Source organism: Lacrimispora sp. BS-2, assembly GCF_040207125.1.
Taxonomy (GTDB): Bacteria; Bacillota; Clostridia; order Lachnospirales; family Lachnospiraceae; genus Lacrimispora.
The window spans coordinates 2660634-2681227 of sequence record NZ_CP157940.1; the positions used below are offsets into that span (position 1 = coordinate 2660634).

At 45.8% G+C, this 20594-nt stretch carries 21 protein-coding genes; 4 read left to right on the top strand and 17 right to left on the bottom strand.

Annotated features, from left to right (window positions below; genetic code table 11):
• Positions 1 to 349: 349 nt before the first annotated feature.
• The 7 genes from ABFV83_RS12575 to ABFV83_RS12605 all read right to left on the bottom strand — a co-directional run bounded on the left by ABFV83_RS12575 (position 350) and on the right by ABFV83_RS12605 (position 7069).
• Positions 350 to 2029 carry an alpha-glucosidase gene (locus tag ABFV83_RS12575; protein WP_349944260.1) on the bottom strand — a complete coding sequence of 560 codons (1680 nt, stop codon included), beginning with the start codon at positions 2027 to 2029 and terminating at the stop codon, positions 350 to 352.
• A 26-nt stretch (positions 2030 to 2055) separates the two neighbouring features.
• Positions 2056 to 2913: a carbohydrate ABC transporter permease gene (locus ABFV83_RS12580; RefSeq protein ID WP_349944261.1), complete on the bottom strand. Its 858-nt coding sequence runs from the start codon at positions 2911 to 2913 to the stop codon at positions 2056 to 2058.
• Positions 2910 to 3950 (bottom strand): sugar ABC transporter permease, encoded by a 1041-nt coding sequence (locus ABFV83_RS12585; protein ID WP_349944263.1) that lies wholly within the window; start codon positions 3948 to 3950, stop codon positions 2910 to 2912. The genes ABFV83_RS12580 and ABFV83_RS12585 overlap by 4 nt, the downstream gene beginning before the upstream one ends.
• An 84-nt stretch (positions 3951 to 4034) precedes the next feature.
• A complete protein-coding gene (locus ABFV83_RS12590) occupies positions 4035 to 5351 on the bottom strand; it encodes an extracellular solute-binding protein (RefSeq protein WP_349944264.1) in 1317 nt (438 codons plus the stop codon).
• Between the two features lie 199 nt (positions 5352 to 5550).
• Positions 5551 to 5724, bottom strand: coding sequence for a hypothetical protein (locus ABFV83_RS12595; RefSeq protein WP_349944266.1), 174 nt, complete (start codon positions 5722 to 5724; stop codon positions 5551 to 5553).
• Position 5725: 1 nt separating this feature from the next.
• On the bottom strand, positions 5726 to 6742 hold the full coding sequence (locus ABFV83_RS12600) for a LacI family DNA-binding transcriptional regulator (protein ID WP_349944267.1): 1017 nt from the start codon (positions 6740 to 6742) through the stop codon (positions 5726 to 5728).
• Between the two features lie 168 nt (positions 6743 to 6910).
• On the bottom strand, positions 6911 to 7069 hold the full coding sequence (locus ABFV83_RS12605) for a hypothetical protein (protein ID WP_349948961.1): 159 nt from the start codon (positions 7067 to 7069) through the stop codon (positions 6911 to 6913).
• Between ABFV83_RS12605 and ABFV83_RS12610 the strand changes: the two genes are divergently transcribed.
• On the top strand, positions 6998 to 7159 hold the full coding sequence (locus ABFV83_RS12610; RefSeq protein WP_349948917.1) for a hypothetical protein: 162 nt from the start codon (positions 6998 to 7000) through the stop codon (positions 7157 to 7159). The two genes, ABFV83_RS12605 and ABFV83_RS12610, sit on opposite strands and share 72 nt — an antisense overlap.
• A 113-nt stretch (positions 7160 to 7272) precedes the next feature.
• Here the strand turns inward: ABFV83_RS12610 and fsa are convergent, their stop codons facing one another.
• From fsa to ABFV83_RS12655, 9 genes are all read right to left on the bottom strand, one after another.
• On the bottom strand, positions 7273 to 7926 hold the full coding sequence (gene fsa, locus ABFV83_RS12615) for a fructose-6-phosphate aldolase (RefSeq protein ID WP_349944268.1): 654 nt from the start codon (positions 7924 to 7926) through the stop codon (positions 7273 to 7275).
• Between the two features lie 88 nt (positions 7927 to 8014).
• Complete coding sequence (locus ABFV83_RS12620) at positions 8015 to 8653, bottom strand: RpiB/LacA/LacB family sugar-phosphate isomerase (RefSeq protein ID WP_349944270.1); 639 nt, start codon at positions 8651 to 8653, stop codon at positions 8015 to 8017.
• 435 nt (positions 8654 to 9088) lie between these two features.
• Positions 9089 to 9877, bottom strand: a complete 789-nt coding sequence (locus tag ABFV83_RS12625) for an ABC transporter ATP-binding protein (RefSeq protein ID WP_349944272.1) — start codon at positions 9875 to 9877, stop codon at positions 9089 to 9091.
• A complete protein-coding gene (locus ABFV83_RS12630; protein WP_349944273.1) occupies positions 9874 to 10890 on the bottom strand; it encodes an iron ABC transporter permease in 1017 nt (338 codons plus the stop codon). The genes ABFV83_RS12625 and ABFV83_RS12630 overlap by 4 nt, the downstream gene beginning before the upstream one ends.
• 2 nt (positions 10891 to 10892) lie before the next feature.
• A complete protein-coding gene (locus ABFV83_RS12635; protein WP_349944275.1) occupies positions 10893 to 12089 on the bottom strand; it encodes an ABC transporter substrate-binding protein in 1197 nt (398 codons plus the stop codon).
• Between the two features lie 102 nt (positions 12090 to 12191).
• On the bottom strand, positions 12192 to 13271 hold the full coding sequence (locus ABFV83_RS12640) for a nitrogenase component 1 (protein ID WP_349944276.1): 1080 nt from the start codon (positions 13269 to 13271) through the stop codon (positions 12192 to 12194).
• A gap of 86 nt (positions 13272 to 13357) precedes the next feature.
• Positions 13358 to 14617 (bottom strand): nitrogenase component 1, encoded by a 1260-nt coding sequence (locus tag ABFV83_RS12645; RefSeq protein ID WP_349944278.1) that lies wholly within the window; start codon positions 14615 to 14617, stop codon positions 13358 to 13360.
• Positions 14607 to 15368, bottom strand: a complete 762-nt coding sequence (locus ABFV83_RS12650) for a nitrogenase iron protein NifH (RefSeq protein ID WP_349944279.1) — start codon at positions 15366 to 15368, stop codon at positions 14607 to 14609. The genes ABFV83_RS12645 and ABFV83_RS12650 overlap by 11 nt, the downstream gene beginning before the upstream one ends.
• Positions 15369 to 15419: 51 nt before the next feature.
• Positions 15420 to 16106, bottom strand: a complete 687-nt coding sequence (locus ABFV83_RS12655) for a Crp/Fnr family transcriptional regulator (protein ID WP_349944280.1) — start codon at positions 16104 to 16106, stop codon at positions 15420 to 15422.
• 74 nt (positions 16107 to 16180) lie between these two features.
• Between ABFV83_RS12655 and ABFV83_RS12660 the strand changes: the two genes are divergently transcribed.
• Genes ABFV83_RS12660 through ABFV83_RS12670 form a run of 3 tightly spaced genes read left to right on the top strand, consistent with a single transcriptional unit; the run spans position 16181 to position 18505 of the window.
• A complete protein-coding gene (locus ABFV83_RS12660; protein ID WP_349944282.1) occupies positions 16181 to 16891 on the top strand; it encodes a GTP-binding protein in 711 nt (236 codons plus the stop codon).
• Entirely contained in the window at positions 16881 to 17636 is a 756-nt protein-coding gene (locus tag ABFV83_RS12665; RefSeq protein WP_349944283.1) for an ATP-binding cassette domain-containing protein, read from the top strand. Before ABFV83_RS12660 ends, ABFV83_RS12665 begins: the two co-directional genes overlap by 11 nt.
• Complete coding sequence (locus ABFV83_RS12670; protein ID WP_349944285.1) at positions 17624 to 18505, top strand: hypothetical protein; 882 nt, start codon at positions 17624 to 17626, stop codon at positions 18503 to 18505. The genes ABFV83_RS12665 and ABFV83_RS12670 overlap by 13 nt, the downstream gene beginning before the upstream one ends.
• A 164-nt stretch (positions 18506 to 18669) precedes the next feature.
• On the opposite strand, the gene cooS is transcribed toward ABFV83_RS12670, so the two are convergent.
• On the bottom strand, positions 18670 to 20583 hold the full coding sequence (cooS, locus tag ABFV83_RS12675) for an anaerobic carbon-monoxide dehydrogenase catalytic subunit (protein WP_349944287.1): 1914 nt from the start codon (positions 20581 to 20583) through the stop codon (positions 18670 to 18672).
• Between the last annotated feature and the right edge of the window lie 11 nt (positions 20584 to 20594).

A 20594-nucleotide genomic window follows, 5' to 3' on the forward strand; every position in this document is an offset into this window, starting at 1 on the left:
TTCCGCTTTAAGTATTGCAATGCTTTCGTTCATCCGTTGATACTGTTATTATATTTTTCTGTACCGGTTATTTCAAGTTATTTTTTTTAGATAATCCTTTTATTTTCCATGAATTTGCAGAAAAAGGCCGGAACCCCAGACTTATAAAGCCTGCAGTTCCAGCCTGACAGAAATCCTGCCTTTTTCCAATCCTTACAGTTCTAATAACAGCACCTGACAGCCTTTTTAATGGAGCATCTTTCCCCCACAGGAAATCTCCACGTGGTTATTTAACAGAACCCGGCTGCTTCTTATGAAAGAGGGGAAGTTAGTACCGGTCCCATCTCCGATCCGTTCCCGGCGCTTCTAATCAAATGTTTTCATAATATACAATCGCTTCGTATGGAAGAAGCCTGTTTTTGTCATCTCCGGTCCGATGCTCATAATTCCCGATCAGGCATTCCCCATCTTCCCCATGGAATTCATCAGGTATGGAAACCTGTAATTCTTCATCCGTGAAATTACACAATACAAGTAATTTTTCCTTTCCCAGCCTTCTAATGTAGGCAAATACCCTGAAATCCTCTTCCATTAAAGGCTCGTAGGTGCCGTACACAATGATGTCATGGCTTTTTCTCAGTTGGATCAGCTTCTTATAATAATGGAATACCGAATTTTCATCCGACACTTCCTTTTCAGCATTGATTTCTTCATAGTTTGGATTTACCTGAATCCAGGGAGTGGCTGATGTGAATCCTGCATGGGGATCATCATTCCATTGCATGGGAGTTCTTGCGTTGTCCCTGCTCTTGAATCTTAAATAGCTCATCATCTTCTCATGGCTCACCAGTCCTGCGCCAACAAGCTGCTCATAGATGTTCAGGCTTTCAATATCTTTAAACTGGGACATATCCTGGAACGGAAAATTCGTCATCCCCAGTTCTTCTCCCTGATAAATGTAGGGAGTCCCCTTCAGCATGTGGAGACATGTGGCAAGCATCTTAGCAGAAACTTCCCGGTATTTTTCGCTGTCATCTCCAAAATAGGAGACGGCCCTTGGCTGATCGTGATTATCCCAATACAGGCTGTTCCATGCACAATCCTCAAGCCCTGTCTGCCATTTGGAAAAAATGCGTTTTAATTCCACCAGATCCGGCTTTTTATCCGTCCACTTCCCGATTTCACCATTCATAGTCACATGCTCAAAATGGAACACCATATGAAGCTCCGATTCCTTCTCACCGGAGTATCGTTTCGCTTCCTCAAGGCTGACACCAAAGGTCTCTCCCACGGTCATTAAATCATATTTTGACAATACCCTGCGGTTCATTTCCTTCAGATAAGTATGAACATTCGGACCGCTGGAGGCATATGGGGAGAAATCTCCATACAGCCCATCCGTTACCGCTCCATCCGGAAGGCGCGGGTCTTTTGATATCAGGTTTATAACATCCATGCGGAAGCCGTCAATGCCTTTCCTGCACCACCAGTCCATCATCTCAAATACTTCATCCCTTACCTTTGGATTATCCCAGTTTAAATCAGGCTGCTTCTTAGAAAACAGGTGAAGGTAATACATTTCCGTTTCCCTGTCATATTCCCATGCAGAACCTCCGAAGCAGGCGCCCCAGTTGTTAGGACAGCTCCCGTCTTCCTTCCCTTTCCGCCATATGTAGTAATCCCGGTAAGGATTATCCTTACTTTTTCTGCTTTCCACAAACCACTTATGCTCATCTGATGTGTGATTTACCACCAGGTCCATAATAAGCTTTATGCCTCTTTGATGGGCTTCCTGTAAAAGTTCATCAAAATCTTTCATGGATCCGAACTCTTTCATAATCTCCTGGTAATCACTGATGTCATACCCATTGTCATCATTGGGAGACTGATAAATGGGAGAAAGCCAGATTACATCAATTCCTAAAAGCTTTAGGTAATCCAGCTTTTCCGTGATCCCCCTTAAATCTCCCACTCCATCTCCGTTGCTATCCTTAAAGCTTCTAGGATAGATCTGATACACCACAGCTTCCTTCCACCACTTTCGTTCCATTTTAACACTCTGTCCTTTCTAAAATTTTATTTGATCGCGCCTTCTACCATGCCCTGAATGATCTGTTTCTGTGCCAGCAGAAAGAGTATGATAATCGGTATCATGGCTAAAAAGGCCGCAGCCAGTATTAAGTCCCACTGCTTTACATAAGAGCCTACAAAGCTGCTTACCGCTACGGGCAGCGTCTTGATCCTGCCGTTTAACCCAAGCATCAGAGAAGGCAGAAGGTAATCGTTCCATATCCAGATTCCATTTAATATGAGAACGGTCATCTGAACCGGTTTTAAAAGGGGAAATACGATTTTGAAAAAGGTTCCCTCAGGGCTGCATCCGTCAATCCATGCCGCCTCTTCCAACTCCCTTGGAACCCCTTTGATAAAGCCATGAAGGATAAAGATGGACATGGAGCCGCCAAATCCCAGATAAGCAATGATAATTCCAGTATAACTGCTGAGAAGCCGGATACCGATAAAGGAAGAGAGCTCCCGGAATGTGGATAAAAGAGGGAGCATGACCACCTGAAAGGGGATTACCATAGCTGCAACAAAGGTCATGAAAATAACATTGGACCACCTCGTCTTATTGCGGACCAATACCCAGGCCGCCATACTGGAAAAGAGAGTTAAAAGTCCAAGGCTGACAATCGTTATAAACAGGGAACTGGAAAAAGACCTCCAATAGCTGAAATTCTGATTATGGATCACGTTCTGCAGATTAACTATCATCTGCCCCCAGTTATCAGGCGGAGCAATGGGACTAATAACAATGGCCGCACTTTTCTTGGCCGCATTGAAAATGACCAGAATAAAGGGGGACAAAACCAAAAGGGATAAAATAAGGGCTATCAGTTCGATTATGGTTCCTCTGAATTTTCTTCTGCTCACAGTTCAATCTCCCTCCTTTTGCTGATGGTCACCTGGGTCAGGGACACTATTGCCAGAATAATGAAGAATACAACCGCTTTTGTCTGCCCCTGGGCGTACTGGTTCTTGGCAATGGCCGTATTGTAAATATTAAGTGCCAAAAACTCGGTGGAGGCAATGGCCTTGGCACCCAGGATCCTGCTGGGCGCTCCATTGGTAATGGCAAAATTTAAGTCAAACTGTTTAAAAGAATTAACAAGGGTTAAGAAGATGCAGACCGTAAAGGTATTGGCGATCATGGGCAGCTTGATATGAAACAGGGTCTTTAAGCCGTTTGCCCCATCCACCCCGGAAGCTTCCAATACATCTTTGGGTACCGATTGAAGCCCAGTCACATAAATCATCATAATATAACCGGCATACTGCCAGGTACTGACGATCAGTATAGCTAAAAAAGCCAGATCAGGGTCCGTCAGCATGGATAGGCTTCCCTTAAAAAGAGATGGGAACACCTTGTTAAAAATGAACTGCCATACATATCCCAGAACAATTCCCCCGATTAAGTTGGGAAGAAAAAATGACGCCCGGTAAAAGTTCCTTCCTCTTGCCCCTGATGTGCATAAAAGCGCCAGAGCAAAAGCCGTGAAGTTTACAAAGATCATATTGACCACCGTAAACAGGAAGGTGATCACCAGGGAATACAGATAATCAGGGGACCGGAACATATTCACATAATTTGCCAGTCCAACGACCTGTGTAAACCCGATTCCATTCCAATTTGTGAAAGAATAAAAGATGCCGAATAAAAAAGGAATCAGGACCGTTATGACAAATGCCCCCAACAGAGGCAGTAAAAACAATCCATTCACGATCATCCTGTGTCTCTTTCCCGGAAGGAAATATAATCCGGCAATGACCAGAAGAAATCCAAGAACCAGAAGAATTCCCCTGTATGCCATATTCTTATAGAACAAATCTAAATAAAGTGCATAAATAACCATCAACACGCCAAGCAGCACGGGCAGCATGAATACAACCTTTTTTGCATTTCCATCCATATATATTCTCCTAACCTTTTCACCGATCCTCCATGGTGGCGACCACTTAGTTAAGGCGGCTTTCATAAGCCGCCTTTTCCCTAATTATTTTTTCACATAATCGGCAATTGCGGTTTCCATCATGGTGACAAACGTATCCCTGTCGATTTCTCCTTTTGCATATAATTCAAAAACTGCTGCCGTAGCGTTCATTGCCATGCCTTCCGGCATCTTCGCCCATTCCCAGGAATAGGTATTTCCTGCATCCACATAGGTTTTTAAGCTCTTTGCAAGAGGTGTTTCAGGGCTTACGGTACAGGTGGTATAGGGAGAAATCATTCCGCAATCGGTCACAAGGCTTTTCTGGCCGTCTGCCGAGGTTGCAAGTTCTTTTAAAAACGCTTTTGCTGCGTCAGTATTATTTCCTTTGTTATAAACGGCCCACCAGGATGGACAATCAGCAAGCACGCCCTTCATCTCTTCTTTGGTAAATGCCAGAGGAGCGATTCCGCAGTCAAACTTGACCTGATAATCAGGAAGGGAAGGATCGATCCAGTTTCCCTGAGTGATAAATGCAGTCTTTCCTTGAGCCCACAGCGCAAGCTGATCATCATAGGTTCCTGAAATCAGAGTATTCTTATCGGAATAATCAAAGAGCAGCTTCATAAAATCAGCAAACTGTCCCAGACGTTCCTCATCCACTGTGCCGGCTTTTAACATATCAATGTATTTGGCATCCCCTCTTTCTAAACCGCCGGATAAGTAATACCCAAACAGATGATTTCCTGTTGCCCAGTACATCTGTCCGGATTCCGCCGCAACAGAGCATACCGCGGTGATTCCCAGCTCCTCTTTTTTGCTGTCAATGGTTTCAAATACCTGCTTGAACCCATCATAGGTTGTCAGGGAAGCCGGATCAATTCCGGCAGCTTCCAGAACGTCCTTGTTATATGTAATTCCATATCCTTCCACGGCATAAGGAAAACCAACGGTTTTACCATCTGCCGACTGAAAACCGAAATCAGTCTGGGAAGCCCATTCTTCTCCGCTTAAATCTACCATGTAATCCTTCCAGGTCTGATAATCGCCTTCTCCTCCGAATACGAAGATATCAGGCATGTTTCCTGCTGCCAGATAATTTTTTAAAGCGCCGTTAATATCCACTCCGCCCCCCAGGGATTCAATCACCACTTCCTGGCCGGTTTTTTCCTGATACTGTTTTGCAAAGGCCTTTAATGGTCCGTCAATTTCAATCTTCCCATTTACAATGCGGATTGCCTCCCCGCCTTTGCCTGAGACAGCTTCTTCCTTTCCATCCTTGGAAGCCGGGCTGCCTGTATGATCAGTATTGCTCCCGCAGCCTGTCATTGCGCCCAAAACCATTGCTCCCACTAGTGCCATAGTTAATAACTTCTTCTTCATAATACACCCTCCATATATTAATTTTTGCTGTTAATTAGTGAAAAATTCCCGCTTTCATTGTAACTTATGCGCATAAGTTATTTGTACATTATATTATCATCTCTCAGGCAAGTTATCAAGTGTTTTTTTCTTTTTTTTATAAAAAAATGGATATTACCAGATTCCTAAGCCTAAGATCTGTAAATCAAACAGTCATTCATTACTTATACGCATAAGCTGCTCCGTAAATGTAGATGTCTAAGGTATACTTCACCGAAAAATCACAACCTGCTGACAGCTCTGCCGCCGTTACTACGGGCACTTGCCTGCCTATAAAACAAGGAAGCCTTACTCCCGCCCCTTTCGGGAAAGTAAGACTTCCTTGATATGCCATACTATCTTATTTCCTTTACAGAATTTCTTTCCACAAGAGAAACAGGAAGCTGTTCAAACTTGTCTCCATAATCCTCTTTACGGATCATATGAAACAGCTTTTCAACTGCAAGCCCGCCCTTCCTGGTAACATCCTGGTGAACGGTGGTCAGTGCCGGCCTAACCATCCGGCTGTAAACATTATCATCAAATCCCACCACAGATAAATCTTCCGGTATCTTAAGCCCATGATCCTGCAAATAATTCATGATATTGGCCGCATAGTAATCGGAGGCGCATACAAAGGCGGTAAAATCCCCTGCCCTGCGGTATACATCGGCTAAAAGCAGAGACATATCCGAGCCATTGGGTTCCAGCATGATAAAATCTTCTTCCTCATAAGGAAGCCCTGCTTCCATAATTGCCGCCTTATATCCCTTAAACCGCTGATAGTCTACTCCCACACAGTTATCCGCAAGAAAAGCAATCTTTTGATGGCCTTTGCGAATGAGGTATTCCGTTATTTCATAGCCTCCCCGTTGGTCATCTACCCCAACATTGACATATTCAAAAATCGAATCATCAAAATAGCAGTCAATAAAGACCATGGGCTTTTTTACCTTTTGTTTCAGAAGAATTCCATCCGCCCTCTGCATTCCCAACAGGATAAGGCCATCAACATTCCAACTGGCAACCGAATTTATTATTTCAGTGACATCATCAGAAATATACACCATGGTAAAGTATCCTCTTGCCCTGACAAAGCTTTCAACAGCTCCGGTCAGTTCTCCTGCAAAGGGATCCTTCATAAAGTTATCATATTTGTCACGGTTTGTTCTCATAGCCAGTCCAATAATGCCAGATTGGTTTCTGGCAAGATTCCTGGCATTAATATTGGGAACATAATCATATTCTTCGATCAGCCGTTTTACCTTTTCCACCATGGCAGGAGAAACCTCGCCTGTTTTTCCATGAATGACATTAGACACCGTGGTCGTACTGGTTCCAAGCATTTCCGCCATTTTTTTAATAGTAATCATACCATTCTCCTTAAATTTCCAGTAATGGCCATGATCAGATACCATTACGAATTTCCTCTAATCATTTTATTACTACTCTATTAAATATGCAAGTACCAGATGACCAAAGCTTTTGCTCCAGGGATCTTGTTGGTAAATAGGTACAACTTTTAAAAATTCTGTTGCATTTCATTTTAAATCATTGTACTGTGAAAAAGGACCGGCCCGGATGTGCATCATGGCAGCATTGCCGGAGGAAAGTATGGTGTTTTTACCATAGACCACACAGCCGAAGCAATGAAGCAGGCATGGGGAGCGGTTTTCCAGCAGCTTTTTACAGAAAACCATGTTCCTGACCCTTCGCGGCCGGTTTTAGAACGATACAAGGCCGAGCTGTTAGAGCGGCATCTTTGTGAAATCTGTATCCCTATTCAATAACCCCCCAATGCAGGTCCTGATTTAAATTTTACATTGTCAGCCTTGTTGCACTGAATCAGGAAATAGAAAAAGAAAAAGGCGAAGCCTGAAAAGACTTCGCCTGAAACAACTGATTATTCTCCAAATACTGCCTTATAATCCGCCTTGAATTTCTCAATTCCCTGATCAGTCAGCGGGTGCTTTACCATCTGAATCAGTACACTGTAAGGTACGGTAGCAATGTCCGCTCCTGCCTTTGCACAGTCAATGACATGGATCGGGTTGCGGACGCTGGCTGCAATGATTTCTGTCTCAATTCCGTGTTCCATGAAAATATCCATGATATCACGAATCAAATCAATACCCGGCATGGAAATATCATCCAGACGGCCTAAAAACGGTGAAACGTAGGTCGCACCTGCGCGGGCAGCCAAAAGCGCCTGAGCGGAAGAAAATACCAGTGTCACATTGGTCTTAATTCCTTCTGCGTTCAACACCTTAACGGCTTTCAGCCCTTCCACGGTCATAGGGATCTTTACAACCATATTGGGATGGATCGCTGCAATTTCACGGCCTTCTGCGATCATGCCTTCTGCATCTTCGGTCGTCGCTTTTACCTCTCCGCTGATGGGCCCGTCCACGATGGATGTGATTTCTTTGATGACTTCCACAAAATCCCGTCCCTCTTTGGCAATCAGGGAAGGATTGGTGGTAACACCACAGATAATTCCCATGTCGTTTGCTTTCTTTACATCTTCCGTATTTGCTGTATCAATAAAAAATCTCATAGCACTTCTCCTTAAATATTTATTTGTTAATAATTAATAACCAGCTTTGAAAATTCAATTTTCTCCCCATTAAAGCTTAAGGTGCCTCCTATGCCAGCAGGCTCTTTACATATTCGGCAATGGATTCATCCTTGCAGTTTGCGAAGAACAGCTCGCCAAACTTCTCGCCGCCAACGGCTCCCTTCACCAACTCCTGGTCAAGTCCCCTTAAGCAGGTCAGGATATCCTTTAAGTTATTTTCTCTTACCACATCTAAGATTTTCTTATTTCTCTGCTCCGGAATGGCCCTCTCTCTTGGGTAGCCCTGTCCGCTTGCTTCAGAGAATAACTTTTCAAATGTATATTCCAAATTCAGCTCTGCTCCCCAGCCAAAGCCCTTTGCAAACGGCATGGAGATTGCATTGCCGTCGTTGATCTGTGCAAACATGTAGCCGTCGCTTGGATCACACACATGGCCGCAGATTACGCCCGGGAAGCTGTTTAAAGCCAGCATGGCACCTTCTCCGGTTCCGCATCCGGTAACCACATAATCCGCTGCACCGGAGTTTAAAAGAATGGCCGCAAGGATTCCGTTCTGTACATAGGTCAGGGAATTGCTGTCCTCCGGGGAATACATGCCATAATTATCCACCACATAACCCTTTGAATCTGCAACCTTCTTTAAGCTGTTGTAAATCAATTCATTCTTAGCCGCCTGGCTGTTCTCATTAATTAATGCGATTCTCATGCTTCCAACACTCCTTTTATCTTATATACCTGTTTCTCACTCAGTCCGTATTCCCAGGAAGCTCTTCCGGTTTTCCGGACTGGCTGAATCGGTCCTGTACACCGATCTTCGCCAAGCAGATATTCGCAATCCGCTCTGCTGCTTGATTCGGTTAAATATTATGTTACACTTAACAGCATATTTTAAAATCCACTTCCTGTCAATAGGCTTAATGGTATACTTATTGACTAATGCAATGAGTATCTGTCTTTACCAGAGAAATTTCTCCGGGCAGATGTCCTCCCACTTTCTCTTTTACAAGGGCTGTCATTGGATTATTCATGGTATAGCCTTTTGGATTGTTTTTGCCTTTTTCCAGTCGCCCTTGTGGGGATAGATGAAAAATACAAAGCTGTGGTGTTCCTTACTGGGATCTAATCTGCCCCCATCTATCCGTCAGGTCAACGCCAGGGCGGTTACGGATTTAAACCGATGCCCTTCTTCTTCAATTTCACTGATCAGGACCTTTACTCCAAATGCCTCTTCCATATGCTCTTTTGTCACCACTTCATCCACTTTGCCAAATATGCTTTTTCCGCTGCGGTTCAAAATCAATGCCTTATCGGATATCTTCAATGCGTGTGCCGGATAATGGGTATTAAAAATACAGGATATGTTCTTTTCATCGGCCAGGCGCCGGATGGTATCCAGAATAATCAGCTGGTTTTTAAAGTCCAGATTGCTCTCCGGCTCGTCCAGCACAAGAATCCGGGGTTTCGCAGTCAGAGCCCGGGCAATCAAGACCATCTGCAGCTCTCCGCCGCTGATCCGGCTCACCAGCTTTCCTCTCAGATAATCAATTCCAACACTCCGGATGGCCTCATCGGCTATTTCCACATCCATCGTTTTCGGACGGCTGAAATTTCCGATATGGGCACTGCGCCCCATTAAAACCATCTCTTCCACCGTATAGGAAAAAAGGGACGCCTTTGCCTGGGGGACATAGGCGATGGTCTGCCAGACATCTTTTACAGACATATCTGTCAAACACGTTCCATCCAGATAGCTTCCCCCTGATTTCCATTTCAGCAGTCCCATCATATTGCGAAGCAGTGTGGTTTTTCCTACACCGTTAGGCCCCAGGATCGACAGTACCTCTCCATCCTGAAGCCGGAATGTGATTTCCTTAAGAATTTCTTCCCCTGCCTTATATCCAAAGCATCCTTTCTTTACTTCAAAAATCACAGCCATCCTCCTCCTGTCTTTCTCAGCAATAAAATAAACACCGGTGCTCCGATTACTGCCGTCAGGATTGACAGGGGAATTTCAGCAGTCGTTGCAGCCCTGGCAGTCGTATCCATAACCAGCATAAATATTGCTCCCAGGCTGATGCTGGCCGGAATGACCCGCTCGTTATTGCTCCCAAACAGCATCCGGACCCCATGGGGAATTAACAGCCCCACCCACTCAATCCGTCCACACATGGAAGCACAGGATGCAGTGATCAATGCTGCTGAAAGAATAATGATAATGCGAAGTTTTTTCAAGTCAATTCCCATTGATCTTGCTTCATCTTCAGACATTGACAGGATATTTAACCGCCAGCGCAGCAGATAGATCATCAGAATTCCCCCGCAGACCAGGGGACCGCCGATAGCCAGACTCTTATAGGTAATTCCAGCCATACTTCCTAACAGCCAGTAGGTAATGGTCGGCAGCTGAGACTCCGGATCAGCTACATATTTAATCAGCGATACCAGCGAAGTGAAAAGAGAAGAAACCGCAATTCCCGCCAGAATAATCATAAACGTGGAAGACTGACCTTTTACCTTGCTGATGGAATAGGTAAGCATAATTGCAATCAGGCCAAATACCAGGGCCACCAGCTGAACCCATAAAAGGCTGTCCGAAAACAAAAGAGCCAGTGCCGCACCAAAACATGCTCCCTGTGCCACTCCCAGGGTATCGGGAGTCGCCAGTGCATTGGAAAATAAAGGCTGAAAGGCTGCTCCAGAGACAGCCAGCCCTGCTCCGCAAAGAACTGCCAGAATGATTCTCGGCAGCCGGATATTGAATACAACGCTATATGCCTGAGGCTCGATTGCATCTTTTCCGGAAACCGCATAGGTATATAACAGTTTACAGATATCGGCCAGGTTAAAGGAATATCGTCCGATGCCCAGACAGATCAGGGCAGTTAATACCGGAGCCAGGATCAGTAAAATCCTGGTTCCGGCTCCATATCGTTTCATCAGCATGTTTATACTCCGTCTGCTGCTTCACGGGGAGGATTGAATATGCCTTCTACTTCCTCATCCGTCAGCTCCACATTATAAAATTTCAGATAGAAATCTTTAATTGTCTGGTTCAAATCAAGATCTGCAAAAGCTTCCGGATGATTTTTCTGGGCCATCCAGTAAAGACACAGAGAAGAATCAGATGACGGCGGGAACCAGCGGTACATTCCCAGAGGGAATTTATAAACTTTCTTTTCCCGTACTGCCTTAACCGGACTCCAGTCAAATCCTTCGATGCTGTTGTCATAGAAGTCCTGAGGCAGGTAAGGACTGAAGTTGGTTACATAGATAATATCCGGATCCCACTCATAGATCTGCTCCATGGTCAGATCCACGCCTGACCCCGGAATATCCTTTGATACGCTGACAGCTCCGGTGGCGTCGCACCAGTACTGACCGAAGAACTGGTTGCCGGAGGTCTGGAATACCCCGTCTTTATAATGATAAATAATCATTACTTTCGGTTTATCTTCCTCTTTTACATCTTTTAGCCGTTTTTCAATATCAGCGGCCGCTTCACGTCCGTAATCAGTAATACCGGCTACTTTATCCGGCTCATCAAATACTTCTCCCAACAGCTCAACCCATTTGTTTACAGTTTCCACCGTATTAAACCCGGCAATGGAAGTACTGAAGCCAACCACCGGAATACCGGTCTTTAACAGAACTTCCCTTTCTTTTGCATTATTGGCGTTACAAAAGATCACATCAGGCTTCAGCTTAATGAGTTCTTCCACATTGACCTCGCCGCCCTGAATAAAGGAGGTATCCACATCCTTTAATTCCGGAGCCACCTTCATTAACAGAGAATGCTCTGCCGCACTTTTAGAAGCAGGATGCATGCCCACCAATTTGGCGCCTGAGCCCTGATACAATGCATAAACCGACGGCAGCGGCCATAAGGACGCAATGGCCACACGCTTAATATTAACCGGAATAACCACCTCATTGCCGCCATGGTCAAGGATGGTCTTGGTCTCGCCGGCTGCCGGTGCAGATTCTTCCTTTTCCCCGGCCTCCGTTTTGTCTTCCGCTGACGCTGCCTCTGTACCGGCTGCGGTTGCCGGAGCCTCTGTGGAGGCTGTCTTGGCCGTACAACCGGATAATAAAGCCAGACACAGAGCCATGCTCAATACACGCGTTACTGTCTTTTTCATCATTTCATTTCTCCCTTCTTCATATCATGAGCCTGCGGTTCCTGACCGGCATTCCCTGCTTGTGACCATGAGCAGGCTCATCTTCGCTCTCTTTTGCTCATTCTATCATTGGAAGCCGAATAAGCTTCCGCTCAATCGTTCTCCCATCAGCTGGGGTGCATGATCCCAGCAGATCTTGCTGGAAACAGCCACATGGGGCAGCTCGATGAACCGTACCCTTTCTTTTTCCCGGATCAGCTGCCGGATCAGCGGATCAGCTATAATTGTGTGATATCTTCCACTGTTCACCAGTTTTCTGATATCACTCTCACTGTTCAGCGCAAGGCTGTCCTGCCGGTACACTCCCTGTGTTCCGCCAAATAAAACCGCCGTCTGAATTCCCCCTATTCCCCTCTCTTCACGAAAGTGAAATGCCAGCGACCGGATCAGAACCTCTTCACCGATGATCAAAACCTGACTGGTTTCTTCTGCCGCCGTTTCCAATACCCTTTCCCGTTTATCTGCCATTGTTTCTTTTAACATTACCGCCAGACGGTCGGCCGCCAGTTCCCCAGCCGGCACTCCCACCACGTAAGGAATTTGATACCTTTTTTTCATATATTCTGCCAGACCCAGGCCGCTCTTTGATACTACCAGGTTTACACTGGCTGACGGTGCCTGGCAAGCCTTGTGGAAATCAGATACCATAGAAAAATCCGCCTGAATTGTAAAGCCCCGCTTCTCCATTTCACCGATTAAGTCATCCGCATTGCTGTTGTTGGAGAAATCAAGGGGGGTCAGCCCAAGAATATTGATCCTGTCCCCAGACGGGCGAACCGCCTGAGGCAGCGGAAAGAACTTTTTCGCAAAAGCTATGTAAGCATCCGAAACCCCTTTATCATAGTAATGCAAACCGGTTGTGGCCAGTCCCATGGAAGGAATTCCGGTACGTTCTTCCAGCTCTGCCGCAATCCCTTCCAGATCTGTACCAATAACCATGGGAACAGGACTTCCCAGAAAGCAGAGGAAATTCGGCTTTAAATCATTTGCGGCGTTTTCTATCTTTTGTATAAATTTTTCATCATTGCCAAGAATCGCATCCATTTCCCTGAGTCCTGAGCAGTACACCAGACTGTGGGAATCATACCATCTTGGTTCATCATAACCGGTATAATTTCCTGTGCAGCCGGACGCATCATGAATCACCAGCAAGCCTCCAAATGCAAACAGCGCGGAGCATACACCGGAATAGTCAGGAGCAAACGGAGGCAGTTGTATCGAAAGTTTATGCATTATATCACCAACCCATAATTTTTTATCAGCGTTTCTAAATCTTCTTCCACTTGAACCGCATGAACGATTCCCTGCATCAACCGGACTAAACCGTCAAATCCAAAGTTCCCTTCATTGTTCACCAGACCATACACATGGCGGGAACGGGTAACATAAGCAGCTTCAAAGCCAATGGCAATGCTGTCCTCCGGAAATGTCCCGATCTTTCCAGGAATATCATGGGCGATTGGATTCATAATCTGAATTTGAGGCATATGTTCATAAATCCAGTCCGCATGTTCCTTTTCCTGCGCCCCGATGGTCCGGGCAAAAATTCCGGCCACATGGAAGCCTGCCTCACATAATGCCCTTGCTGCCGCAAAAGGAAAAATCACAGCCGTGTAATCGATAAATACCGGTCTGTCCCGTACTGCCTCTCTAGCCTCCCTGACAACCTCCCTAGCTCTCCTTTGGTACGGCTCCAGATCAAACCGGACGTCCTCTTTGTCTGCCAGCTTTTTCTTCAGCCGTTCATAGGTACTTAGAATATCTTCTTCCCGATAGTTAGTTATGGCTAACTCAAAATCAATATTCAGCCGTTCTTTCATGTCCATGGCCGTTTTCACTGCCGGCGGGGCTATGACCAGGTTCCATTGGGCAGCCGCCATCTGCTGGTATGCTTCAAATGTTTCAAACTGTGCAATGTGGTTGACCCGTTCAATTCCCAGTGCCTGTAAAAACCCGAACAGTTCGGATTCCGGACGGATCTGCACCGGATTCCCAATGAGATTGACCTGCCGTTTCTTTCCTTCCGACGGTTCCAGGAGACCGTACATCTTCCGGCGGACATTGACCGGAGGAGGATTATCCGTATCCAGGGTGATGGGGTTCATATGGCAGAAAGTAAACCGTACATCTTCATGCTGTTCCCGTAAAACAGCCAGTATGGACTCATGATCGGTTCCCAGCAGGTCATCCAGGCAGCTGACAAAGATCATCAGAACCTTAGGCTTTTTCTCCAGAGTTTCCAGAAGCTCTGCCACTGCTTCCGGAATTAAATCTTCATATCCTCCCGATACAATATCACTTTCATCAATGTATAAATAGGAGAGACGGTCTTTTAAGCCATGCCCGATGGCCCCCAGCGCCCCATGTCTCCCACAGGCAAAGGGGCAGACAAACAGCTGGTAACTTTCCGGAACCAGCATGGCCAGGCGGACTACTCCCCAACCGCCGTGGGCAGGCGATGTATAATGAAGAGTATTGCAATCAGTTTTCATGACCACATACCTCCAGAATAGATTTTGCCAGTGTACGGTATTCTCCTGCCATAGCACTGTCCGGAAATGCCTCCACAACTGTTTGCTTCTGGTGTTCTGCCTCCTGTACAATTCCATCCCGCGGCAGAATCCGCACGATCTTCCCGCCGCTTTCCTCTGCAAACTCTGATACAAGCTCCTGTTCTTTTTCAATATTTCGTGAGTTTAAAATGATACCTGAATACCTGGCATATCCCCGCCTGGAAAACTGCCCCACCGCACTGACAATATTAGCTGCCGCATAAAGGGACATCTTCTCACCCGAAGTAACAACAAATACATGTTCCGCATAGCCGCCCCGAATGGGCATGGCAAAGCCTCCGCATACCACATCACCAAGAACATCATAAAGTACGATATCCGGCTTGTATACCTCATAAGCATTTAATTCTTCCAGCCGCTCAAAAGCGGTAATAATGCCGCGCCCCGCGCAGCCGATTCCAGGAGTCGGACCTCCGGCTTCCACACATAACACCCCATTGTAACCAGGAAATACAATATCTGAAAGCTCCACATGGTCAGACTTTTCCTTAATTGCATCCAAAACCGTCTTTACCGGTTTTCCCAGTGTCAGATTCTGTGTGGAATCCGCTTTCGGGTCACATCCGATCTGCATCACCCGGTATCCCATATCAGACAATGCCGCTGCCAGGTTTGAGGTAGTTGTGCTCTTGCCAATTCCTCCCTTCCCGTATACTGCAATCTTTAACATATATGACTCTCCTTAGTCCGCTTTTAGTTAGCTTCAACTAACCCCTGCATACTAACATGTAGCCGCCTGGGAGTCAAGCTGATACCGGGAAAATTGTCTCAAATGAGATACATCCCGGATCACAATCTTCTGATCCGTATATTCAATCGCCTGAGAAAACCGGAAGTTGTCCAGTTCCCGATACAGACTGGCACGGCTGATTCCCAGGCTGGAACAGAGTCCGGTCTTGCCTGTACGCAGGAAAATCACCCCATTGCTATTGGCGTGGCTCACTAAATAATCTGCCAGACGGGCTTTTGCAGAGGTAGTATTAAGCATTTCGATTTTCTTCTGCAAAAACAGTATCTTTTTATTAAAAATCGTCATGATATGAAGCATCAGATCCGGATCCCTTTTAAACACCTTCAAAAGTTCACTTTTTTTTATGTACAGTACGGTTGTGGGGCACATGCACTGGAGTGTGTTAGGCATCTCGGCATGAGTAAAAATCGTGCAGATACCAAAGCAGTCTTTCGGGTAAATCCGTTTCATGGTCAGTTCCTTCCCATCCTGGGTAACCGAAGAGACCGCAATCTCGCCGGTTACTACAATGCCGATGGATTTCTCTCCTAAGTAGTGGTTGCTTACCAAGGTGCCTTTTTTTAAGCTGCTCATTCCATACTCCATATCCCTCACATTCATTCCCCGGAACAATTCTGTGGTTTTTAAAAATTCCAGGTCCTTTTCCCGTTGTGTCACATGAGACACCTCCCTCTTCCTATGTCTGCTATAATACGTTGGAAATACCATTATTATACAAGGAGACTGGAAAAATGAAAAGTAAAATAATTCTCATTAGCGGGGGAGCCGCCGCCGGTAAGACTCTGGCTGCCTCAAATCTGATCCGGCATATTCAGTCCGCCGGTAAACGCTCCTCTGTCTGCAAGATTGACTGTCTGCATTCTGATGATCCGGCTGCCTATCAGGCTTTGGGTGTTCCGTTTATACTGGGCCTGTCCGGTGACATATGCCCGGATCATTTCCTTATATCAAACCTGGAGGAAATGATCGCCTGGAATGAACAGCAGAAAACCCAATATCTGATAATTGAAACTGCCGGACTCTGTAACCGCTGTTCACCTGCCACCGCTCACACGGTCAGCATCTGTGTGACAGATTGTACCAGCAGCCTGCGTTCCCCCAAAAAGCTGGGTCCAATGCTGACAACCGCTGATATCATCCTCATGACCAAGATCGATATGGTTTCACAGGCAGAAAAAGAAATTATCCACTATAATATAAGCTCCTTAAACCCAACCGCTCATATCTTTCCGGTAGACGGATTATCCGGTTACGGCAGCGGACTTCTCTTCCAGTACTTAGAAAGCCTTCCCCAAACAGAGTGGAACAGTAGTGACACCCTGCGCCACACCATGCCTGCCGGTGTCTGCTCTTACTGTGTGGGAGAAAAACGGATCGGCACCATGTATCAGCAGGGCATTGTGGAAAAAATGGAATTTAAGGAGGTACCCCATGTTTCATGAATTGACAATTATTCCGGGCCGCAATAAAAACGGACAACCGGAATCCTTTGCTCCCCTTACCATGAAGCCGGGACAGCTGTACGCAGTTGTAGGCCATACCGGTTCAGGGAAAAGCCGGCTGATTCAGGACTTAGAGCAGCTGGCCTGCGGCGACACGGTCTCCGGGCGCCATGTATGGATCAACGGAAACTTACCGGATAAACAAGCCCGGTTCAACATCTCCAGGCAGCTGATCGCCCATCTCAGCCAGAATATGCGTTTCGTATTGGATGGGACGGTTGAGGAATTTATCCGCATGCACTGTACCTGCAGACAGCGGGACTGGCATAGGGTCCTTCCGGAAGTCATTGACCAGGCCAATGCTATCACTCCGGAGCATCTGCATGGAAGTGACGGCTTAAATCTTTTAAGCGGCGGTCAAAGCCGCGCCCTGATGATCGCTGATGTAGCGGTTTTGTGTGAAAGTCCCATTGTTCTGATCGACGAAGTGGAAAATGCCGGTATCCATAAAGAAAAAGCTTTGCACCTGCTGCTGAAAAAGCAGAAACTGGTACTGATCGCCACACACGACCCACACACTGCTTTAATGAGCGACTGCCGGATCTGTATGAAAAACGGCGGAATACAATCAGTAATTGAAAGAAATGAAAAAGAACAGGAAACCTGGGAACGCCTGCATACATACCAGCAATATATTGTAGAAATGCAAAGAAAGATGAGAGTCGGTGAATTATGCGTAAAATAAGTATGTACTGGAATAATATCTGTGTCCTGCACCGGTATGAAAAGAAACATATAGAAGAGGTAACATCGCTTTTAAAAGAACAGGATATCCTGCTGGAAACAGAATATTTTGGTCTGGGATATCCCAAAAAACTGTCGGAAGAGGTAAAAAAAACCGGGATCACACCGGACATCATAGTTTCCACCGATTTAGAGGTGTTTGAAGATCCGGATATCTATGGTTTGTTTAAAGAAGACCTGCTGGAAATACAGGACCTGCTTCCATTAAAAAAAGAGATTCGTAACAGCAATCTCTGTCAGGACAAGCGCCTTCTTCCTTTTTTAGTGATCCCGCTTATCATGGTATTTAACAGACAATTATTAGCCGGTCAGCCTTTGCCGGCATCTCTTAAAGAACTGGCAGAGCATCCCAAGGCCTTTGGCGGAAAGACAAATTCAGCCGGGAGGGGTGTTTTCAAACAGCTTACCTGGTTATACGGCAAAGAGTTTACCGATCTTTTTATGGAAAATGCCACGATCTTTGATATGCCGGTCCAGTCTCTCCAAAGTGTCCAAAAAGGGATAAGCCCTGCTGCAATTACTCCCTCCATCTTTGCTTTCCGGGCAGATGAAACACTGCTTTCACTCCGGTATCCCAAAGAGGGAGCCTTAACCGTTCCTTCTTTTATCGCTGTAAAAAACACACTGTCCGCCGATCTTGCCGGATGGATTCTGTCAAAACTGTTTACGGCCGGCTTTTGTAATTACTTTGCTGAATATGGGGAAATACAGCCCTGTTTCCAACATGCCAAAGATGTAAACATGGTGGCTGAGCATCAATACCGCTTTGTTTATCCTGACTTTGCAAAATCACCGGAAGGGTATGCGTAACATTGTCTATCGCATGTATCTCCCGATTCTGGCAGAAGGGGACAGCCTGAAAAACCAGCCAGGAATAAAGGGTCTGTCCGATATAAACGAAAAACAAGGCTTCGGCAAAATCGCCGAAGCCTGTCTATTCATCTTCCAGGAACATTTCATTTCCCGCCTAGAATCTAATTTAAACCCATTTTTCGTCTTTTTTTCATAATGTGATCTTCAATATCATTGGCTACCTGTACCGGATCATCTCCTAAAGCCACTTTACCGCCGGTCAGGCCCTCTACGTCTTCTGTGAGCAGCTTTACAAGCTTTGGTGCGCCGGTGATAAAGGGAGTGGGAGAAAGATGAGTATAAGCTCCATATGCAATGGCAAATAAGCCATCTATGGTGGCCTTCTGTTCCATCCACTCCGGTGCGGTCACTGCAATAGGCAGGTCAGAAATGTCTGCATCCAGATGGTCAGCCAGAGCCGTTACAAGCATGGAAATCCTTCCTGTATCCGTACAGGTTCCAAAGCTTAACACAGGGGGAATTCCCAAAGCCCTGCACACTCCCTGCAGTCCTTCTCCCGCCTGATCGATGGCGTCTAAATTGCACATACCCGCAACCTCTAACCCATGGTTTCCGCAGCCTCCAGCCACAACAAGGATGTCTTTTTTAATCAGTTCTTTTGTTAAATTCACCGTATTCCAATCCTGGGGACCATTTCTCAAGGTGGAGCAGTTTGCCAGAGCGACGATTCCTTTTAACTGGCCTTTTGCAATTACCTCCACCAGGTTATCTAAATCATTTCCGATTGCATTTAACACTGCTTCCGTAGAAAATCCGGCAATGGCTTTTTCCCTGTATTTTGGTACCATTGGCTTGATCTGGCCATGTCTTTTCTTAAAGTTCTCAATGGCAACGTTAATGCAAGTTTCCGCCATCTCCTCTGCCTTTCCAGGATAATATGGCATCTTATGTTCGGTGCCTGGAACACCGATAATCGTACTGACGCTTACAAGGGCAACCTGATATTTTTCCGCATATTGATCAATGGCAGGCGGGGAGCAGTTTTCCTCCATTACAAATGCATCCACCGTTCCTGTTGCTAAAAACGGCTCAATGGATAACCAGTTTCCCATAAGGCCCACAAACACATCATCCATTTCAAACCTCTGCAGTAATTCCTGTCCTGTTTCAATGGAGCCTACGATGTGGATACCCTTTGCTCCGGCCTGTCTGGCCATATCCTGATACTTCTCCATCCTTGCCTTCTGTAAAGTGGCGACCCCAATCCAGGGCTGATGTCCATTAAATGCAATATTTACGTAATCAGGATCCATAATTCCCAAATCCACATCCACTTCATGAGGCATTGGGGTTCCAAATAAAATATCCTGTGTCATTTCAAGGCCAATTTGCGCAGTATAAATAGTGGACAGACCCAAACGCAGGGCTTTTGTTGCCAGGGAAACATAATCACCATCTACGTTGGTAAGGCAGCTTGCAATGCTGTTCTGTACCTCATGTTCAACTCCTGAAGGGTAAATGTGTAAATCTTCCCAAATCTTTTTTCGTTTTTTGGGTGAAAAAACTTCTACCATAACACTTTTCTCATCAGGGCCTGATTTCATCTCCCGGTCAAGAAATTCTGCCAGGCAGACAGCCATCTGGTTTACATCCTGATTTGTATTGATCCCGGTTTTTTCACACATCCATTTTAATTTGTCAACGTCTGTAATCTGAAAAACTGTGTTCCCTTTTCCTGTTTCTTTTAAGGTCCGGAAGGCCTCATAAGCATGATGGGCATAAGTGGCAGCTCCCATAATGTTTCTCATAAGAAGATTTCTCATGGCCATGGCATCAGGGCCAATTCCGCAGACACCCTTTTCCGGTCCCTTCTGTTCGTTGATTCTGCAGGGTCCATTGGTACATAATTGGCAGCTTAATCCCTGCAGGCAAAACTTACATCGTATCTTTTCCTGCTCGTCCCATCTGGAAAATACGCTTGATAATCCGTCATCCCTTATCCTTACAAGCATCTCTTCCACGGAATCATGATAGCTTACCCGTCCTTCTGTCTTTTCTAAAACCGTCTCTGGCATAATTACCTCCA